Source organism: Streptomyces sp. NPDC008163 (assembly GCF_042956885.1).
GTDB classification, from domain to species: Bacteria; Actinomycetota; Actinomycetes; order Streptomycetales; family Streptomycetaceae; genus Streptomyces; species Streptomyces drozdowiczii_A.
In genome coordinates, this window is sequence record NZ_JBIBHG010000011.1 from 15,363 (window position 1) to 33,097 (window position 17,735).

General features: G+C 72.2%; 14 protein-coding genes. 11 read left to right on the forward strand and 3 right to left on the reverse strand.

Annotated features, from left to right (window positions below; genetic code table 11):
- Positions 1–66 precede the first annotated feature (66 nt).
- Positions 67–3,975 (forward strand): S8 family serine peptidase, encoded by a 3,909-nt coding sequence (locus ACFZAT_RS23590; RefSeq protein ID WP_391266709.1) that lies wholly within the window; start codon positions 67–69, stop codon positions 3,973–3,975.
- A gap of 130 nt (positions 3,976–4,105) precedes the next feature.
- Here the strand turns inward: ACFZAT_RS23590 and ACFZAT_RS23595 are convergent, their stop codons facing one another.
- Complete coding sequence (locus ACFZAT_RS23595) at positions 4,106–4,714, reverse strand: TetR family transcriptional regulator (RefSeq protein WP_391266710.1); 609 nt, start codon at positions 4,712–4,714, stop codon at positions 4,106–4,108.
- A gap of 243 nt (positions 4,715–4,957) precedes the next feature.
- On the opposite strand from ACFZAT_RS23595, the gene ACFZAT_RS23600 reads away from it, so the two are divergent.
- Together ACFZAT_RS23600 and ACFZAT_RS23605 are read left to right on the forward strand one after the other, a co-directional pair.
- Complete coding sequence (locus ACFZAT_RS23600) at positions 4,958–6,448, forward strand: DHA2 family efflux MFS transporter permease subunit (protein WP_391266712.1); 1,491 nt, start codon at positions 4,958–4,960, stop codon at positions 6,446–6,448.
- 135 nt (positions 6,449–6,583) lie between these two features.
- Positions 6,584–8,542 (forward strand): acyl-CoA dehydrogenase, encoded by a 1,959-nt coding sequence (locus ACFZAT_RS23605; RefSeq protein WP_391266714.1) that lies wholly within the window; start codon positions 6,584–6,586, stop codon positions 8,540–8,542.
- Positions 8,543–8,704: 162 nt separating this feature from the next.
- Here ACFZAT_RS23605 and ACFZAT_RS23610 read toward each other — a convergent pair whose 3' ends face one another.
- Positions 8,705–9,580, reverse strand: coding sequence for a methyltransferase domain-containing protein (locus tag ACFZAT_RS23610; RefSeq protein WP_391266716.1), 876 nt, complete (start codon positions 9,578–9,580; stop codon positions 8,705–8,707).
- A gap of 73 nt (positions 9,581–9,653) precedes the next feature.
- Between ACFZAT_RS23610 and ACFZAT_RS23615 the strand changes: the two genes are divergently transcribed.
- Together ACFZAT_RS23615 and ACFZAT_RS23620 are read left to right on the forward strand one after the other, a co-directional pair.
- Positions 9,654–10,247, forward strand: coding sequence for a TetR family transcriptional regulator (locus ACFZAT_RS23615; protein WP_391266717.1), 594 nt, complete (start codon positions 9,654–9,656; stop codon positions 10,245–10,247).
- Between the two features lie 113 nt (positions 10,248–10,360).
- Positions 10,361–11,023 carry a 1-acyl-sn-glycerol-3-phosphate acyltransferase gene (locus tag ACFZAT_RS23620; protein WP_391266718.1) on the forward strand — a complete coding sequence of 221 codons (663 nt, stop codon included), beginning with the start codon at positions 10,361–10,363 and terminating at the stop codon, positions 11,021–11,023.
- Between the two features lie 21 nt (positions 11,024–11,044).
- On the opposite strand, the gene dhbC is transcribed toward ACFZAT_RS23620, so the two are convergent.
- On the reverse strand, positions 11,045–12,241 hold the full coding sequence (dhbC, locus tag ACFZAT_RS23625; RefSeq protein WP_391266719.1) for an isochorismate synthase DhbC: 1,197 nt from the start codon (positions 12,239–12,241) through the stop codon (positions 11,045–11,047).
- A 484-nt stretch (positions 12,242–12,725) separates the two neighbouring features.
- Between dhbC and ACFZAT_RS23630 the strand changes: the two genes are divergently transcribed.
- The 6 genes from ACFZAT_RS23630 (at position 12,726) to ACFZAT_RS23655 (ending at position 17,734) form a co-directional block, all read left to right on the forward strand.
- Positions 12,726–12,965, forward strand: coding sequence for a phosphopantetheine-binding protein (locus ACFZAT_RS23630; protein WP_391266720.1), 240 nt, complete (start codon positions 12,726–12,728; stop codon positions 12,963–12,965).
- Entirely contained in the window at positions 12,962–13,840 is an 879-nt protein-coding gene (locus ACFZAT_RS23635; protein ID WP_391266722.1) for an SIP domain-containing protein, read from the forward strand. Before ACFZAT_RS23630 ends, ACFZAT_RS23635 begins: the two co-directional genes overlap by 4 nt.
- A 96-nt stretch (positions 13,841–13,936) precedes the next feature.
- On the forward strand, positions 13,937–14,938 hold the full coding sequence (locus ACFZAT_RS23640) for an ABC transporter substrate-binding protein (protein WP_391266725.1): 1,002 nt from the start codon (positions 13,937–13,939) through the stop codon (positions 14,936–14,938).
- A complete protein-coding gene (locus ACFZAT_RS23645; RefSeq protein WP_391266728.1) occupies positions 14,935–15,960 on the forward strand; it encodes an iron chelate uptake ABC transporter family permease subunit in 1,026 nt (341 codons plus the stop codon). The genes ACFZAT_RS23640 and ACFZAT_RS23645 overlap by 4 nt, the downstream gene beginning before the upstream one ends.
- The gene (locus ACFZAT_RS23650) at positions 15,957–16,952 is read left to right on the forward strand and encodes an iron chelate uptake ABC transporter family permease subunit (protein ID WP_391266729.1); all 996 of its coding nucleotides are present in this window, start codon (positions 15,957–15,959) and stop codon (positions 16,950–16,952) included. The genes ACFZAT_RS23645 and ACFZAT_RS23650 overlap by 4 nt, the downstream gene beginning before the upstream one ends.
- A complete protein-coding gene (locus tag ACFZAT_RS23655; protein ID WP_391266730.1) occupies positions 16,949–17,734 on the forward strand; it encodes an ATP-binding cassette domain-containing protein in 786 nt (261 codons plus the stop codon). Before ACFZAT_RS23650 ends, ACFZAT_RS23655 begins: the two co-directional genes overlap by 4 nt.
- Position 17,735 lies beyond the last annotated feature (1 nt).

The window sequence follows — 17,735 nt, forward strand, 5'->3', positions numbered from 1 at the left end:
ACCACCACTTCCCCCGAACCGTCTCCCCGCACCACGCACTCCGCGCAGGAAGGCAGGTACACCCACATGACCCGTCCCACCCGCTCCGCCCCGAGCGATCGTCATCGACCGGGACCGCACCGGCGGCTGATGGCCGGTGCGGTCACGCTCGCGGCCCTCGTCGCCGGGCTCCTCGCACCGCCCGCCGCGGGAGCCGGTGCGCCGACCCCGTCCCCGGGCGACGATGTGAAGACCTTCACCGGGGGACAGGCACCCAGAACCTGGAACGTCACCCTGATCACCGGCGACACCGTCCGCCTCACGCGTGATGCGACCGGGAAGTACGCCGTGACCGGCACGGAGAGACCTGGCGGCGGGATGCCGCTCTTCCGCACCCAGGCAGGTCCCGACGGAATCTTCGTCATCCCCGCCGGGGCCCAGCCGGCCGTCGACGCCGGAATCGTGGAGCGCCGGCTGTTCGACGTGCAGTACCTGGCCGAGCACGGGTACGCCGACAGCGCGACCGGTGAACTGCCGCTGATCGTCCGGTACTCGGGCAGGACCCCGCAGGCGACCGTCACCGCCAACGCGCGTGCACTGCCGTCCTCCACCGAGGAGAGGTCGCTGTCCAGCATCAACGGCGCCGCCCTGCGCCTGGACAAGGACGGGGCACAGGACTTCTGGAAGGCACTGGACGCCGGCACGGCTGCGTCCACCGGCCGCGACCTGCTTCCGAAGACCTTGAAGGGGGGCATCCGCAAGGTCGAGCTGGACGCCGAGGTCACGGTGAACCTCGCCGAGAGCGTCCCGCTGATCGGCGCGCCGGAAGCCTGGGGCAAGGGCCTGGACGGCTCCGGCACCACCGTCGCCGTGCTGGACACGGGGGTCGACGCCGGCCATCCCGACCTGGCCGGGAAGATCACCGCCAGCCGCAGTTTCGTGCCGGGCGAGGAGGTCGCCGACGGTCATGGCCACGGCACCCATGTCGCCTCCACCATCGCCGGCTCCGGGGCCGCCTCCGGCGGTTCCCGCAAGGGTGTCGCCCCCGGAGCGAAACTGGCCGTCGGCAAGGTCCTCGACAACTCCGGCTCCGGTGACACCTCGGGCATCATCGAAGGCATGCAGTGGGCCGTCCGCGACGCCGGCGCCAAGATCGTCTCGATGAGCCTCGGCGGCCAGCCGTCCGACGGCACCGATGCGCTCTCCGCGGCCGTGAACGAGCTGAGCGACTCCACCGGCGCACTGTTCGTGATCGCCGCCGGCAACGACGGTCCCGCCGCGGGCACCATCAACGCCCCCGGCGCCGCAGACGCCGCCCTCACCGTGGCCGCCACCGACAAGTCCGACCGGCTCGCCGACTTCTCCGGTCGCGGACCGCGCGTCGACGGCGCCCTGAAGCCGGACATCGCCGCTCCGGGCGTGAACATCACGGCGGCCCGCGCCCAGGGCACCGCGATGGGCGCCGTCGTCGACGAGAACTACACCACCGCCTCCGGTACCTCCATGGCCACCCCGCACGTCGCCGGTGCCGCGGCGATCCTGGCCCAGCAGCATCCGGACTGGACCGGCGCCCGGCTCAAGGCCACGCTGATGTCGACGTCCAAGGACGACGGCTTCACCGTGTACGAGCAGGGTGCGGGGCGGGTGGACGTGGCCCGCGCCACCGCGCAGCAGTTCGTCGCCACCACCGCCAACGTCGACTTCCGGTCCATCCCGGTCGGCGAGGGAGGTCCGGTCGAGAAACAGGTCGACTTCGCCAACAACGGGGACAAGGACGTCACCGTCACCCTCGCGCCGGAGCTGCGCAGGGTCGGCGGCGGCGCCGCACAGGGCGCGCTGACCGTCGCCGACCCCCGGCTGACCGTTCCCGCCGGCGGCACGGCCGGGACGACCGTCACCCTCGACCCGGCGGAGCTGCCCCAGGGGCGCTACACCGGCAGCCTGGTCGCCACGGACGACTCCGGCAGCCGGGCGGCCGTTCCGGTCGGCCTGGACCGCGGACCGAAGAAGGTGCCGCTCACCGTCCACGTCCTGGACCGCGACGGTGAACCCGCTGATCCGGCCCTGACCGGCATCGGCGCCTCAGCGGTCGACGTACCCGATGTGTACGGAGTGGTGGACTACACCTACGAAGGTGACGGCACCTACGTCATGCGGGCGCCGGCGGGCACGTACAGCGTCACCGGGTCGGTCATCATGAACTCCTCGGACGGCGGCCCCTTCGACGACTTCTCGATGCTCGCTCCCGAGGTCACCCTCCGCGACGGCGGTACCGAGATCACCCTCGACGCGCGCAAGGCCGCGCGGGTCGCCTACCGCACACCCCGTCCCGTCAACAAGGACTGGGTGCCCTACTCGACGACCACCGTGCGCACCGCCTGGGACGGCACGTCGATCCTGAGCGGCACCCTGGGTACCTCGTCGAGTCGCGAGTACGTCACGCCCACCCGCCGCGTGACCAAGGGTGAGTTCCTCTACTCGCGGCACATGATGTTCCTCAACCCGACGCTGTCCCTGACGGTGACCGGCCCCGAACGCACGAAGCTCCACACGTTCGACGGGACGACCCCGCCGTTTCCGGCGGGCAAGCAGAAGCGCGAACTGGCCTACGTCGGCCTCGGCAGCCCCGAGGAGATCGCCCGGGCCGACCTCAAGGGCCGGATCGCCCTGCTCGCCATGAGCCCCGACCCGGACGACGGGCCCTACTGGGGCTGCACCGTCGACAACGACCGGGTGGTGGCCGAGCTCAAGAGAGCCGGAGCTGTCGGGGTCGTTCTCTTCCCCAAGGTCGTCCACCCGGGCTGCACCCTGCCCACGTGGGAGGCGCACGGCAAGCCGACCGCGCTGCCGCTCACCCAGGTGCTGCCCGCCGAGGGCAACAGACTGCGGACCCGGCTGAAGTCCGGTCCCGTCAGGATCGAGATCGACAGCGACCCGGGCGTCGACTACCTCTACAAGCTGCTCGACTACGAGGAGGGCCGGATCCCCGAGGACCTCACGTACACGGTCCGCGACAAGGACCTCGCCCGCGTGCGCACCACCATCCATTCCTCCGAAGGGGTGAGTGAGAAGGGTGTGGTCTGGACGAGCTTCCACCCGCTGGAACCGGCGACGTTCGGCTCCGGGGTGCTGCTGCCGACCCCGGCGTCCTACACCGAATACCGAGGCGGTCTCTATCGCGACGTGCTGCGCGAGGAGACCGTGGGGGATCGGCGGGTGGCCCACGTCCTCGACCGTCCGGAACGCTCCTCCTTCGACTGGTATCTGCCCGGAGTCACCCCGGGCGTCCAGCGGGCACCGGACGTCCCGGGCGTGCGGCAGCGGTACCTGTGCTCCTTCTGCCGGCAGGGCGACATCTTCACGACCGGCTACACGCTGGTGACGGGTGACGGAACCGAGGCGGACCCGGGCGGCTACTACAACGCCGACGCCCGGTTGTTCGGCGCCGACGGCACCGAGATCGAACGCGTCACCACGCCCTATCCCGGTCTGCCGGCCTTCCGGTTGCCCGAAGAGGACGGTGCCTACCGCCTGGTCCAGAGCGGTGCGGGCAACACCAGTGACTGGACGTTCCACTCCCGCGGCCGGGACAAGCCGACCGTTCCCCGGCAATACCTGTGCATGACGGGGAACGACTCCGGCGCGTGCAACCCGCAGCCGCTGCTCTACGTCGGCTACGACCTGAGGGGCACGGTCGACACCTTCAACAAGGCTCAGGCCGGAAGAACACAACACTTCACGGTCAGCGTCGGCCACCCCCCGTCGACCGGGAGGATGCCGGCGGTCGCCGGTCTGAAGCTCGACTACAGCACCGACGGCGGCACCACTTGGAAGCGCGCCGCCCTGGCGAAGGGCAAGGCCGGCACGTACCGGGCCACGATCGACGTCCCCGGGCTCGACAAGACCTCGGGCTCCGTGGACCTGCGGGCCCAGGCGTGGGACACCGACGGCAACCGGGTCAAGCAGACCACGACGGGAGTCATCGCCCTCCGCTGACGTACGGCAAGTGAACCGCGTGTGCCCGGCCCGACACGTCGTCGCGCCGGGCACACGCGCGGGTGGGTTCTGCAGCCGCGCAGATGGTCGCCCCGAGGAAGCGGGCCGCCGCCGTCTCCGGGCGCGCCCCTCAGAAGCCCGCCGGGGAAGGGCTCTTCACCAGGTCCTCGTCGGCCGGCCGCCGGGGGCCCGCGCCGTGCATGAAGACCGAGGTGACGGCGGCGGCAGCGGGCTCCACGCCCAGCTTCGCGTGCAGGGCCTGACCCAGGGCGCCCTGGAGGAGCGCGCTGTAGAGGTCGAGGAGGGTCTCGGGGCCGAGGTCCGTGCGCCAGGTACCGTCGGCGGAGCCGCGGACGAACAGGGCGGTGAGGGGCGCCATGAGCCGGCGGGCGGTCTCGTCGGGCATGGCGGGCTTGCCGTGGATGCGCATCAGGGCCTGGTACTTGGCGGCCTGGCTCATCGCGATCCGGCTCACCCGCGCCACACCCTCGGGCACGGCGACGCGGTCCAGGCCGGCGTCCGCCAGCTTGCCGATCAGTTCGGCGCACGCCTCCTGGGACAGGGCGTCCAACAGGGTCTCGCGGCTGGGGAAGTGGCGGTACAGAGTGGTGCGGCCCACGCCGGCGGCCGCCGCGACGTCCGCCATGCTGACGCTCTCGCCCCGTCGGGCGAGCAGCATCGCCGCAGCGTCGAGGATCGCGACCGCAACGCGATCGCGCAGGTGCACGTTTCTTGTCATCAATCCAAAAGATACTGGCCTACCGGCGCTGGTACATTCATGTTCCACAACGGATCGCATGAATCCCGCCCGGTGAGTCGTCCGTCGTGGACCATGCCCCGGTGGAGCTCCGGCCGCCCGATGGAAGGGCGGATTCCGCATCCACGCCCGCCGGAGCGCACCGTTGCCACCAGCCGGAGGTCGCGGGGGGTGGACAGATCGAGCGGGCCCGGGTGGCCCCGCAGCTTCTCCGAAAGGTGAGTCATGACCACGTTGCAGAAGAATGAGTCGAGCCCTCCGGGGGGAGGTGGTGGCGCCTCCAGCGACAAGCTGGACAGCAAGGTCCTCCTCGTGGCCGGAGTGGTCGTGCTCGGCGGGATCATGTCGATCCTGGACATCACCGTGGTCTCGGTCGGACTGCAGACGTTCCAGAAGGAGTTCGAGGCGACCTCGGCCCAGGTCGCCTGGACGATGACCGGTTACACGCTGGCCCTGGCGAGCGTCATCCCGCTCACCGGCTGGGCGGCCGACAGGTTCGGGACGAAACGTCTCTATCTGCTCGCGGTCGCGCTCTTCGCGGCCGGGTCGGCGCTCTGCGCCGCGGCCAACTCGCTGGAGATGCTGGTCGCCTTCCGGGTGATCCAGGGCCTGGGCGGCGGCATGCTGATGCCGCTCGGTATGACGATCCTGACGCGTGCGGCCGGCCCCGAGCGGGTCGGCCGGGTGATGGCCGTGCTCGGCATTCCGATGCTCCTCGGCCCCATCTTCGGTCCCATCCTCGGCGGTTGGCTGATCGACATCGCCTCCTGGCACTGGATCTTCCTGATCAACCTGCCGATCGGCGCGATAGCGCTCGTGTACGCGGCGCTCGTGCTGCCCAAGGACCATGTCGAGCCGTCCGAGACCTTCGACTGGGTCGGCGTGCTGCTGCTCTCGCCGGGCCTCGCGTCCTTCCTGTACGGCGTCTCCTCCATCCCGGAGACCGGGACCGTCTGGGCCACCAAGGTCCTCGTACCCGCGATCATCGGTCTGGTGCTCGTCGCGGCGTTCGTGCCGTGGGCGCTGCGGCCCGCCAACATCCACCCGCTGATCGATCTGCGGCTCTTCCAGAACCGCGACCTGAGCGTCGCCGTCATCGCCATGTCGCTGTTCGCGATGGCGTTCTTCGGTGCCAGCCTGCTCTTCCCGCTCTACTTCCAGCAGGTGCGCGGGGAGTCGGCGCTCGACTCGGGCGTGCTGCTCGCCCCGCAGGGCATCGGCGCGATGATCACCATGCCGATCGCCGGCATGCTCGCCGACCGCATCGGCCCCGGCAAGATCGTCATCACCGGCATCGTGGTCATCACCGCCGGCATGGGCATGTTCACGCAGCTCACCGCCGACACGTCCTACGCGTACATCATCACCGCGCTCTTCATCATGGGCCTCGGCATGGGTGCCTCGATGATGCCGATCATGGCCTCGGCGCTGGCCACCCTGAGGGAGCACACGGTCGCCCGTGGCTCGACTCTGATGAACATCGTCCAGCAGGTCGCCGCCTCCATCGGCACCGCCCTGTTCTCGGTGCTCCTCACCAACGGCCTCAAGGACATCACCGCGCGGACCCCGGACGGCATCAAGGACCAGATGGGCGACGCGTTCGCCTCGGTGTTCCTGGTGGCGGCCGTCCTCATCGCGGTCTGCCTCGTCCCCGCCCTGCTGCTGCCCCGCAGGAAGGTCAAGGCGGCGGACCCGACCGCGATGGTCGGCCACTGAGCGAACGGCACAGCCCGGCGGACGCCGCCGGGCCGGAACGGCCTCGTGCCGTCTCCGGCCCGGCGGCGTTCCCGTGTGGCGGGGGAGACGCCCCCGGTGTCGCTTGATCGTCCCGGGGCGGGGTAGCGAAGTGGCATGGGCACTGAGAACACATTCGCCGGTGGGGGATACGTACAGCCCGAGGTCGACGTTCAGGCGTTGACCCGGGTGCTCGACGGGGAGTACGCCGGGATCCGCGATCTGGTCCGGAGCAATCTGGTGGCGTGCGCCTCCGTGCTGGAGGAGGCCGAGGAGCTCGGGACCGACGCCTACCGCGAGCGGGTGCGGGAGATCGTGGTCGAGATGGCCGCGACCGGGCAGACCGGGATGGGGTTCCCGAAGGAGTACGGCGGGGGCGGGGACGTCGGGGCGTCCATCGCCGCGTTCGAGACGCTTGCCTTCGGGGACCTGTCCGTGCTGGTCAAGGTGGGGGTGCAGTTCGGGCTGTTCGGCGGGGCGGTCCTCCAGCTGGGCACGGAGCGCCACCACGAGGCGTATCTGCCGGACCTGATCACCGGCCGCCTGATGGGGTCCTTCGCGATGACCGAGACCGGGCACGGCTCCGACGTGCAGTCGCTCGGGACGGTCGCGCGCTACGACCCCGGCACCCGGGAGTTCGTGCTGACCACCCCGGACGACGCGGCGTGCAAGGACTACATCGGCAACGCCGCCCGGCACGCGGAACTCGCGGTCGTCTTCGCCCAGCTGGAGGTCGGCGGACAGGCCGAGGGCGTGCACGCCTTCGTCGTTCGGGTCCGGCAGGACGGCGACGTCGTGCCCGGCGTCCGGATCGAGGACGACGGGCGCAAGATGGGCCTCAACGGCGTCGACAACGGCCGCATCCGCTTCGACGGGGTGCGCGTGCCACGCGAGGCGCTGCTCAACCGGTTCGCGGACGTGACCGCCGAGGGCGTCTACGAGAGCCCCATCGAGAACCCCGGGCGGCGGTTCTTCACCATGCTCGGCACCCTCGTGCAGGGCCGGGTCAGCGTCGCCGGAGCCGGGGTCGGCGCCGCCAAGGTGGCGCTCGCCGTCGCCACCAAGTACGCGCTGCGGCGGCGGCAGTTCGCGGCCGCCCCGGACACGGAGGAGCAGCTGCTCCTCGACTACGGACTGCACCAGCGCCGCCTGCTGCCGCTCCTCGCCCGTACCTACGCGCTGCACTTCGCGCAGGACGTCGTACGCACCCAGCTGCACGAGGTCTTCTCCGGCACCGGGGACGAACCGCAGGCCCGGCGCCTCCTGGAGTCCCGGGCCGCCGGCACCAAGGCGCTCGCCACCTGGCACGCGACCCGGGTCGTCCAGGAGTGCCGCGAGGCGTGCGGCGGCGCCGGCTACCTGAGCGTCAACCGGTTCGCCGCGCTCAAGGCCGACAGCGACATCTTCACCACGTTCGAGGGCGACAACCACGTCCTGCTCCAGCTCGTCGCCAAGGGCCTGCTCACCCATTACGCGAGTGAGTTCGAGGACCTCGACCAGCTCGGCACCGTCCGCCATGTCGCCGGGCTCGCCGTCGAGACGGTCCTGGAGAAGACCTCCGCCCACAAGCTCCTCGAACGAGTGCGGGACCTGCTGCCGGGCGGCGACGAGTGGGACCGCGAGGCCGGGCTGCTCGACCCGGAGTACCAGCTCGCCATGGTCCGCTTCCGCGAGGAGCACATGCTCGCCGGGGTGGCCCGCAGGCTCAAGCGCGGAATGGACGAGCACGAGGACCCGGGCGCCGTCTTCTCCCGGGTCCAGGACCACGTCATCGCCGTCGCCCGCGCGCACGTCGAACGGCTCGTCCTGGAGGCGTTCACGGACCGGGTGCGCGCCCTGCCCGAAGGCGGGAACAAGGAGGCGCTGCGGCTGCTCTGCGACCTCTTCGCCCTCTCCGTCATCGAGGCGGACCGGGCCTGGTTCATGGAGCACGGCCGGCTCACCGTCCAGCGCTCCAAGGCGATCAGCCGCGAGGTGAACGACCTCTGCCGCAAGGTCCGCCCGCTCGCGGCCGGCCTCGTGGACGCCTGGGGCATCCCGGACGAGATGCTGCGCGCCCCGGACCTGGTCGGCTAGGGGGTGTCTTGTCGATCAGGGCCGGATCAGGCCGCGGCGTCTGGTGCGGTGCATCGCAAGGCGCCGGAGCGTCTTGATAGCGGAGCTATTGGGGCGTTTCGGTAACGCCGCGAGGTGCCGTGCCAGGCGTCGCGGACCCGGCCATGATCGGCAAGACACCCCCTAGGGCCTTTCGTTCGGATCATGCTGGGCTCGCGGGGCGTGGCACGCGAGCCCAGCATGATCCAAACGAAAACGAGAGGGCCCGACGCGCACGGCGGTCGTCGCCAGGGTGACATACCGCATGGTGAAGCGGCCGCCCAGCGCGTCGATGGCCCCGCCCACCGCCGTCAGGATCTCCGCCAGTTGCTCGGGGCGGAGCCGGGTGAGGCCTCCGGTGGTCGGCAGCAGGTCCAGCCACTGGTCCCGGGTGTACGGGCGCTCCCAGTCGAACCGCCACTGCTCCGGTTCGTGGAACTGCCCGGTCGCGCGCATCTGTTCGGCGATCTTCGCGTACCCCGCCCGGTACGCCTCCAGCGGGCGCCGGGCCGGCTGACCGCTGAACGGCGAGTCCGGGGCCACCCGGCGGAAGGCCGCCGCGAACGGCTCCGCCACCTCGGCGGGCGGTTCGAAGACGTGGCCGAAGACCGCAAGGCGCCCGCCCGGCCGCAGCACCCGGGCCGCCTTGGCGGCGCCCACCGCCGGGTCCACCCAGTGCCACGACTGGGCGGCGGTCACCGCGTCGAACATCCGGCCCGCCGGGTCCCACGCCTCGAAGGTCGCCACCTCCACCCCGACACCGTGCGCGCGCGCCCACTCCGCCATCCGGGCGTCCGGTTCGACACCGAGCACCACGCAGCCGGCCGCCCGGAACTGGCGGGCCGCGATCCCGGTACCGCAGCCGACGTCGAGCACATCCGGCCCGGGGCTCCCGGCGGCGACGCGGGCCACCAGGTCGTCGGGATAGGCGGGGCGGGCCCCGTCGTACCGCCGTGCGTCCGCGCCGAAGGACTCGGCGGTCCGGCGGGCGTGATGAGGTTCTCGCGGTAGAGTGGGCATGCGTTCACCTTAGTGGGCAAGTGCCCACACGCCAAGGTGCGGCAGGGACGCGGACGACGTGAGGAGTGGGTACGTGCCGACCGGAGTGCACCTTCGCGACGCCCGGCAGCAGTTGTTCGACGCCGCCGAGCGCGTCCTGCTGCGGGACGGCGCGAACGGCCTGACCAGCAGGGCCGTCACCGACGAGGCGGGCTGCGCCAAGGGCGTCCTGCACCGGCACTTCGCCGACTTCGACGCCTTCCTCACCGATCTCGTGCTCGACCGGGCGGCGGACCTCGACGCGCGGGCGCGGACGCTGGGCGAGAGTGCCGGCACCGGCACCGTGGCGGGCAATCTCACCGACGCGCTGACCGCCCTCTTCGGGCCGGTGCCGGTGGCGATCATCCCCCTCATCACCTTCCGGGACGAGCTGCGGGCGCGGCTCAGGGAGGCGACACCCGGGGGCGGCATCGCGATTCTCGCCCAGATCACGACCGCCGTCTCCGGCTACCTCGCGCAGGAGCGCGCGCGGGGCCGGGTGTCGGAGGGCGCCGACATCGACTCGCTCACCCTGTCCCTGGTCGGGGGCGGGCATCTGCTCTTCGCGGACCGCGATCCCGGTCCGCCGGACGCGGCGGCGGTCGGCAAACTGGTGACCACGGTGCTCGCCGACGTCGTACGGCGGTGAGGTGCGGGCGGCGGGACCGTCCGGGTACCCACGGCGGATGAGTACCACCGCTCAGCCGGGCGGCCGTCCGGCGCGGAACGATGGAACTCCGCCCGAGCGAACCGGAGATCCCCATGCTCAGCCGTCTTGCCGGTCAACTGGTGCCCGCCTTCGGGCGGTTGACGCTCACCACCGACACGGACGCCGTGCTGCCCCCGGCCGGCATCATCGCCGCCAACCACACCTCGCTCGCGGACCCCGCGATCGTCCTGGCGGCACTGCGCCGCCTCGGTGCCCGGCCCGTCGTCATGGCGGCCGCCGGGCTCTGGCGCGTCCCGGTGCTCGGCCGCGCCCTCGCGCGTGAGGGCCACATCCCGGTGCACCGCGGCGACCCCCGCGCCGGCCGGGCCGTCGTCCTCGCCCAGGAGGCGCTGGAGCAGGGCCGGCACATCCTCATCTACGCGGAGGGCGGCCTGCCGGATCGCGGGGACGCGGCCGAGGCGGCGCCCGGCGCCTTCCACCGCGGGCTCGCCCGGCTCGCGCACCGCACCGGCGCGCCGGTGATCCCGGTGGGCCAGGCCGGGGCCCGCCGCGTCGTCTCCGGTCCGGCCGCCAAGCAGCTCGCGGGCCTGGCCACCGCCCCGCTGCGCCGGCCCCGGCTGCACGTCCACGTCGGGCCGCCGCTGCGACTCGACGGCGACGGCCCGGCGGCCACCGCCCAGGCCCGGCACGCGGTCACCGCCGCCTGGCGTACGGCGGCCGCCCGGCTGGGCGAACCCGCCGCCCCGACCGCGTGAACGGGCCCGGAAACGGGCGGCTCAGAGCTCGGTGCCCACCGCGCTGAGGAAGGTGCGGAACTTCGCTGCGGTCTCGGCGGTCTCGGCCTCGGGTTCGGACGCCGCGACGACGCCCGCGCCGGCGTACAGGCGCAGCGTGCGCTCCTCCGCCTCGGCGCAGCGGATGGTGACGACCCATTCCCCGTCGCCGTTCGCGTCGCCCCAGCCGACCATGCCCGTGAAGTAGCCCCGGTCGAACGGCTCGGTCTCGGTCAGCACCTGCCGGGCCGTCGCCGTCGGCGTGCCGCACACCGCCGGGGTGGGGTGCAGGGCGCAGGCCAGGGTGAGCGCGGAGGTGTCCGGGCCGGTGAGCGTGCCCGTGACCGTGGTGGACAGGTGCCACATGGTCGCGGTGCGGATCAGCGTCGGCCGGGGCGGCACGGTCATCCCGGAGCAGTACGGGGCGAGCGCCTGGTGCACGGCGTCCACGACGACGGCGTGCTCGTGGAGGTCCTTCGCGGACTCCAGGAGCGCGGCGGCCCGGCGGACGTCCTCGGCGAGGTCGTCGCTGCGCGGGGCGGACCCGGCGAGGGGATTGGCGACCAGCCGGCGGCCCCGGCGGGAGACCAGGAGTTCGGGGCTGGCGCCGATCAGGGTGCGGCCGGGGCCGGTGGGCAGCGCGAACGTGTAGCCGGAAGGGTCGCGGCGGGCCAGGCGCTGAAGCATGGCGGGCACGTCCAGCGGTGCGGGCGAGGTGAGTTCGAGGGTGCGCGCGAGGACGACCTTGCTGAACTCGCCGCGCCACATCCGCTCCACGGCCGCGGCCACGCCCTTGGCGTAGACCTCCGGCTCCGGGACCGGCCGGATCTCCCAGCCGGGCGAGTCCGCACCCGGCGAGGGCAGGGCGATGAGGGGGTCGGAGGCGAGCGGCGGCGCGGTGCGCAGCGCGGTGGGCACGCTCAGCGCGGCAGGCTCCGTGTGGTCGAACGGGATCGCGCCCATCACGACCGGCGCCCGCTGCCCGGCGTCGGCGGCCTGCGCCAGGGTGTCCGCCACGCGCCGGTCCACCGGCTGTGCGCCGTGCGGCACTTGGAGCGCGGCGCCCCGGGCGAGGAGGGTGCGTCTGGGGGTGGCGAGGAAGCGGGCGCCGGGCGCGTAGGCGTCCAGCAGAGAGGTGGCCGCCCCGGTGGCCGGATGGGCCGTGGGTATGGGCGTGGCGACTCGGGATGCCGTCGACACGGGGACTCCGTTCTCGATGGCCCCATGGGCGGGGCCAGGGATGAGGATGCGCTGAGGAGCTGCGCCGGGTTCGGCGCGGCGGCATGCCTGCGGCGGGTCTTCACCCGGAGCAGCACCTACGATAGGTTAGGTAAGGGTAACCTAAGTTAAGATGGTCGCGCAGGGAGGCGGTGGGGGTTCGGGTCATGGATCCGGGATCCGAACTTCCCTTTCCGGCGGGCTGGTTGATGGGGTGGGTGCTCCCGTCGTCCATGTCGATGTTAGGTTAGCCTTGCCTCACAAGGGGGGGCGGTGGTCGACTCCATCAGTCTTCGCCGCGGTCCGCCGTGCCCGCCGGTGGGCCGAGCCGCGCCCTCGCGCGCCCCGTGAACGGACCCGCTCCGGGCGGGTCCTCACGCGTGCGCATCAGCCGCGCCGCGCCCCGTAAGCACCGTCACCTTCGCTCCGACCCGTCGTCGGCGCTCACCCACTGAGGAGTACTCCGATGAGTCAGACCTTGTCGCCCGACCGTGTCAGGGCCGACATCGCCGAACTGCTGGGCTGCGAGCCCGGCGAGATCGCGCCCGACGAGAACCTGGTCGACCTCGGTCTCGACTCGATGCGGATCATGGTCCTGGTGGAGCGCTGGCGCGCGGCGGGGGCGACCGCGCTGGAGTTCCCGGACCTCTTCGAGCTGCCCGAACTCGGGCGCTGGCAGGCGCTGCTGGCGGGTGAGGCCGCATGAGCCGCACCGGCCACCGCGAGCGCCACCTGGACCGGATCGCCGAGGTGCGGGCCGGGCTGCACGCCGAGAAGGTCGGCTATCCGATCGGCATCCGGGAGGCCGAGGTCGTGCGCACGGCCGCCGTCGGCGCGGGCCTGGTCCGGGTGACGCTCGGCGGGTCCGGCACCGAGGGCTTCGAGGCCCACGCGCCCGACGAGCACGTGAAGCTGATCTTCCGGGAAGCGGACGGCTCTCTGCGTCTCCCGGAGCGGGACGGCGCGATGCTGCGCTGGCCGAGGCCCCTGCCCACCTCGCGCGAATACACCGTGCGCCGCTACGACTCCGTCACGGGCGAGCTCGACATCGACATCGCCGTCCACGAGGGCGGGCTCGCTTCCGACTGGGCCGGCAAGGCGCGGCCCGGTGACGTCATCCACGTCGCCGGACCGCCCGGCGGGCTGATCGTCCCGCACACCTACGACCGCTATCTGCTCGTCGGCGACCTCACCGCCCTGCCCGCCGTCGCGCGATGGCTGGAGGAGCTGCCGAGGACCGCCAGGGGCTGGGTGTTCATCGAAGTCGCGGACGCCGCCGAGGAGATCGAGCTCTCCGCGCCGGAGGGTGTCGAGGTGCGCTGGCTGCACCGCGACGGCGTGCCCGCCGGCTCCGGTGACGCGCTGCCCCGGGCCGCGATGTCCGTCACCGTGCCCGAGGGGGAGCGGGCGTATGTCTGGGTGGCCGGCGAGGCCGGTCAGATCAAGCCGCTGCGTCGCTGGGTCCGGGACGAACTGCGCCTGGACAAGGCCGATTACGACATCACCGGCTACTGGAAGCGCGGCGTCGCGGACTTCGACGAGGACCACGAGCACGGTCACGACCACAGCGACGACCACTGACCCATCGCGGAACCAGGGGGCGGACTACCTGCGAGTTGTCCCCCCGAAAGGCCATCAAGTAAGGTGAGCCTTACCTAAGTAGCAAGGAGCTTCGGAATGTCCATACGCAGATCGTCCGGCCTGGTCGGCGCCGTCGCGCTGGCCCTCGTCCTGGCCGGATGCGGGTCATCCTCGGACGGCGGATCGGACTCCGCCTCGGAGAAGACCAAGACCCGGGTGTTCACCGCGGACAACGGCAAGATCACGATCCCGGCGAACCCGAAGCGTGTGGTGGCCACCGGCTACGCCGTGCCCGCGCTGATCGAGGCCGACGCACCGCTGGTCGGCATCTCGTCGTGGAAGCGCGGCGAGCCGATGATGACCAAGGACGACCTCGCCACCTACAAGAAGCTCAAGAAGATCGCGGGCGAGCAGGCGACCGAGACCAACTACGAGGCCATCGCCGAGGCCGAGCCCGACCTGATCGTCATCGGTGTCCCCGCGCCCGTGCTCGGCGACATCGACATGAAGCGGCTGAAGTCGATCGCCCCCGTCGTCGCGATCGGCCCGAGCCTGCCGTCCGCCTGGCGCGACCTCTCCCGCAAGCAGTCCGACGCGGCCGGCGCGCTGAAGCAGTTCGACGCCCAGAAGAAGGCGTACGGCGACAAGGCCGCCGAGCTGGCCGCAAAGTACGAGGACGTCCTGCCGAAGCTGAAGCTCGGCCACGTCGGCGCCTACGGCGACGCCGCCAAGGGCACCTTCCAGCGCGAGTTCAACGGCTCCTGGGGCACCAACATCGCCGAGGACCTGGGCGCCACCTACTACGGCAAGGTCAAGAAGGCCGGCCCGGGGTCCGCGGCCGTCAGCGAGTACCCCTCCATCGAGGAACTGCCCGCCGCCTTCCGCGAGGCCGACGTCCTGACGTACTCGGTCAACGCCGACGGCAGCGTCCCGCCCTCCGTGAAGTACGTCCTGGACTCCAAGCTCTGGAAGAACCTGCCCGCCGTCAAGGCCGGCAAGGCGTTCCCGTACCGCTGCACCGAAGCCGCCACCTACGGTGAGGGCCTGTTGACCCTGGACGCGATCGACAAGTCGCTCGCTCCGCTGCTGAAGCCGTGACCGTCGCGGGCCGCGCGTCCGAGACGGCGGAAAAGAACCGGCGGGCCGTCCCGCAGACCGCCCTGCTCTTCGGCGGACTGATCCTGCTGGCCGTTCTCGCCGTACTCAGCATGGGCGTCGGGGCCCGCCACGTAGCCCCCGGCGAAGTCGTGCGCGCACTCTTCGACTACCAGGGCACCGACGACCACGTGGTCGTACGCGACGTGCGGGCACCGCGTGCGCTGCTCGCCGTCGCCGTCGGCGCGGCGCTCGCCGTGGCCGGCGCGCTCATCCAGACGCTGGCCCGCAACCCGCTGGCCGAGCCCGGCATCCTCGGGGTCACCGCGGGCGCCGGGTTCGCCGTCACCCTCGGGTCGGCGGCGGGCCTGGCCGGCGGGCAGGCCGGTGAACTCGGCTTCGCCGTCGTCGGCTCCGTGGCCGCGGCGCTCCTGGTCGCGGCGGTCGGCCGCACCTCACCGCTGCGCCTGGTGCTCACCGGTGTGGCGGTGACCGCGGTGCTCAACGGCGTCGCCCTCGGGCTGCGCCTCATGCTCCCCGACACCTTCGACCTCTACCGGTTCTGGTCGGTGGGGACGCTCGCCGGACGTGAACAGGCCTCCCTGGGGTGGCCGTTGGCCGCGATCGCGGTGTCCCTGGCCGGTGCGCTGCTGCTGAGCAAGGCGCTCAACGCCCTGACGCTCGGCGAGAACGTGGCCCAGACCCTGGGCGCCGATGTGGGCCGGGTCCGCGTCACCGCCCTCGTCCTCATCACCGTGCTCAGCGGCGCGGCGACGGCGGTGGCGGGCCCCATCCTGTTCGTCGGGCTGATCGTGCCGCACCTGGTGCGCAAACCGGCCTCCGGATCGGTGCCCTGGCTCATCGCCTACAGCATGGTCCTCGGCCCCGTCCTGCTCCTCGCCGCCGACATGGCCGCGCGAGTCCTGCTGCCCACCGGCGAGGTGCCGGTGGCCATCGTGACCGCGTTCCTCGGCGGCCCCATGCTGATCTGGGCGGTCCGCCGCTACGGGGCGGGGTCCCTGTGAACGCGCTGAGATTCCACGTCGAACGGCGTACGGCGATACTCGTCGCCGTCCTGGTCGCCCTGATGCTGGGCCTCGGCCTGCTCGGGCTGTGCTACGGGGCGTCATGGGCCCCGCCCGGCAAGGTGTTCGCCGTCCTCACCGGCTCCGAGCACTCCGTGGTGGTCCGGGACTGGCGGCTGCCGCGCGTCCTGGCCGGCCTCGTCTTCGGCGCCGCGCTCGGCGTCGCCGGCGCCCTCTTCCAGAACCTCACCCGCAACCCCATGGGCAGCCCCGACGTCATCGGTCTCGACGCCGGCGCCTACACCGGCGCCCTGGTCGCCCTCACCGTACTGTCGGGCACCTCCGCGCAGCTCGCCGTCGGCTCCGTGGCCGGCGGACTCGTCGTCGCGGCCGCCATCTACCTGCTGTCGCTCGAAACCGGCTTCTCCGGCCTCCGGCTCGTCGTCATCGGCATCGCCGTCAACGCGATGGTCACCGCGATCAACTCGTGGATCGTGCTCCGCGCCGACCTGGAGGTGGCGATCGCCGCCGTCGGCTGGAGCGCCGGCTCGCTCAACGGCGTGGGCTGGGAGGACCTCGGCATCCCGTTCACCGTGATCGCCGTCCTGCTGGCCCTCATCACCACCCGGGCCCACGCCATGCACCAGGCGGCGCTCGGCGACCCGGTCGCCGTGACCACCGGCGTCGGACTCGACCGGCTGCGGCTGCTCATGGTCCTGGTCGGCGTCGGCTGCACCGCCACGGTGACCGCCGTGGCCGGACCCATCGCGTTCATCGCGCTGGCCGCGCCGCAGATCGGCCGCCGGCTCGTGGGCGCCCCGGGCATCCCGCTGCTCCCGGCCGCGCTGACCGGGGCGGTCCTGCTCCAGGGCGCGGACCTGCTGGCGCAGATGCTGCTGGCCCCGGTGGCGCTGCCCGTGGGCGTCGTGAGCACGGCGATCGGCGGTTGCTATCTGATCTGGCTGCTGACCAAGGAGGTGAGGCGCGCATGACCGCACGCCTGACGGCGCGGGAGATCACCCTGCGCTACGGAGACCGCGTCGTGTCCACACGGCTCACCCTCGACATACCCGACGGCGCGTTCACCGCCATCGTCGGCCCCAACGCCTGCGGGAAGTCGACCCTGTTGAGCGCGCTCGTACGGCTGCTCAGACCGCACGCCGGACAGGTGGGGTTCGACGGCCGCGAGGTCGGCTCGTTCGGCACCAGGGCGCTGGCCAAGCAGCTCGGCTTCCTGCCCCAGGACCCCACGGCGCCGGAGGACATCAAGGTTCGCCAACTCGTCGCCCGGGGCCGCTTCCCGCACCAGTCCCTGCTGGCCCTGTGGTCGCAGGGCGACCAGGAGGCCGTCGACGGCGCGATGGCCGCCGCCGGTGTCGCGGACCTGGCCGACCGGCCCGTACAGGAGCTCTCCGGCGGGCAGCGGCAACGCGTCTGGATGGCGATGGTGCTGGCCCAGCAGACGCCCTACCTGCTGCTGGACGAACCCACCTCGTTCCTCGACATCACCCACCAGTACCAACTGCTCGGCCTGCTCGCCAGGCTGCGCAACGAGGGCCGCACCGTCGTCGCGGTCCTGCACGACATCAACCAGGCGTGCCGGTTCGCCGACCACTTGGTGGCCATGAAGGCCGGTGAGGTGGTCGCCGAGGGCGACCCCGCGGACATCGTGGACGCCACGCTGATCAAGGACGTCTTCGACCTCCCCAGCGTCGTCGTCCCGGACCCCGTGACCGGCACTCCGATGGTCGTACCCACACTGCGAGGAGAGTAAG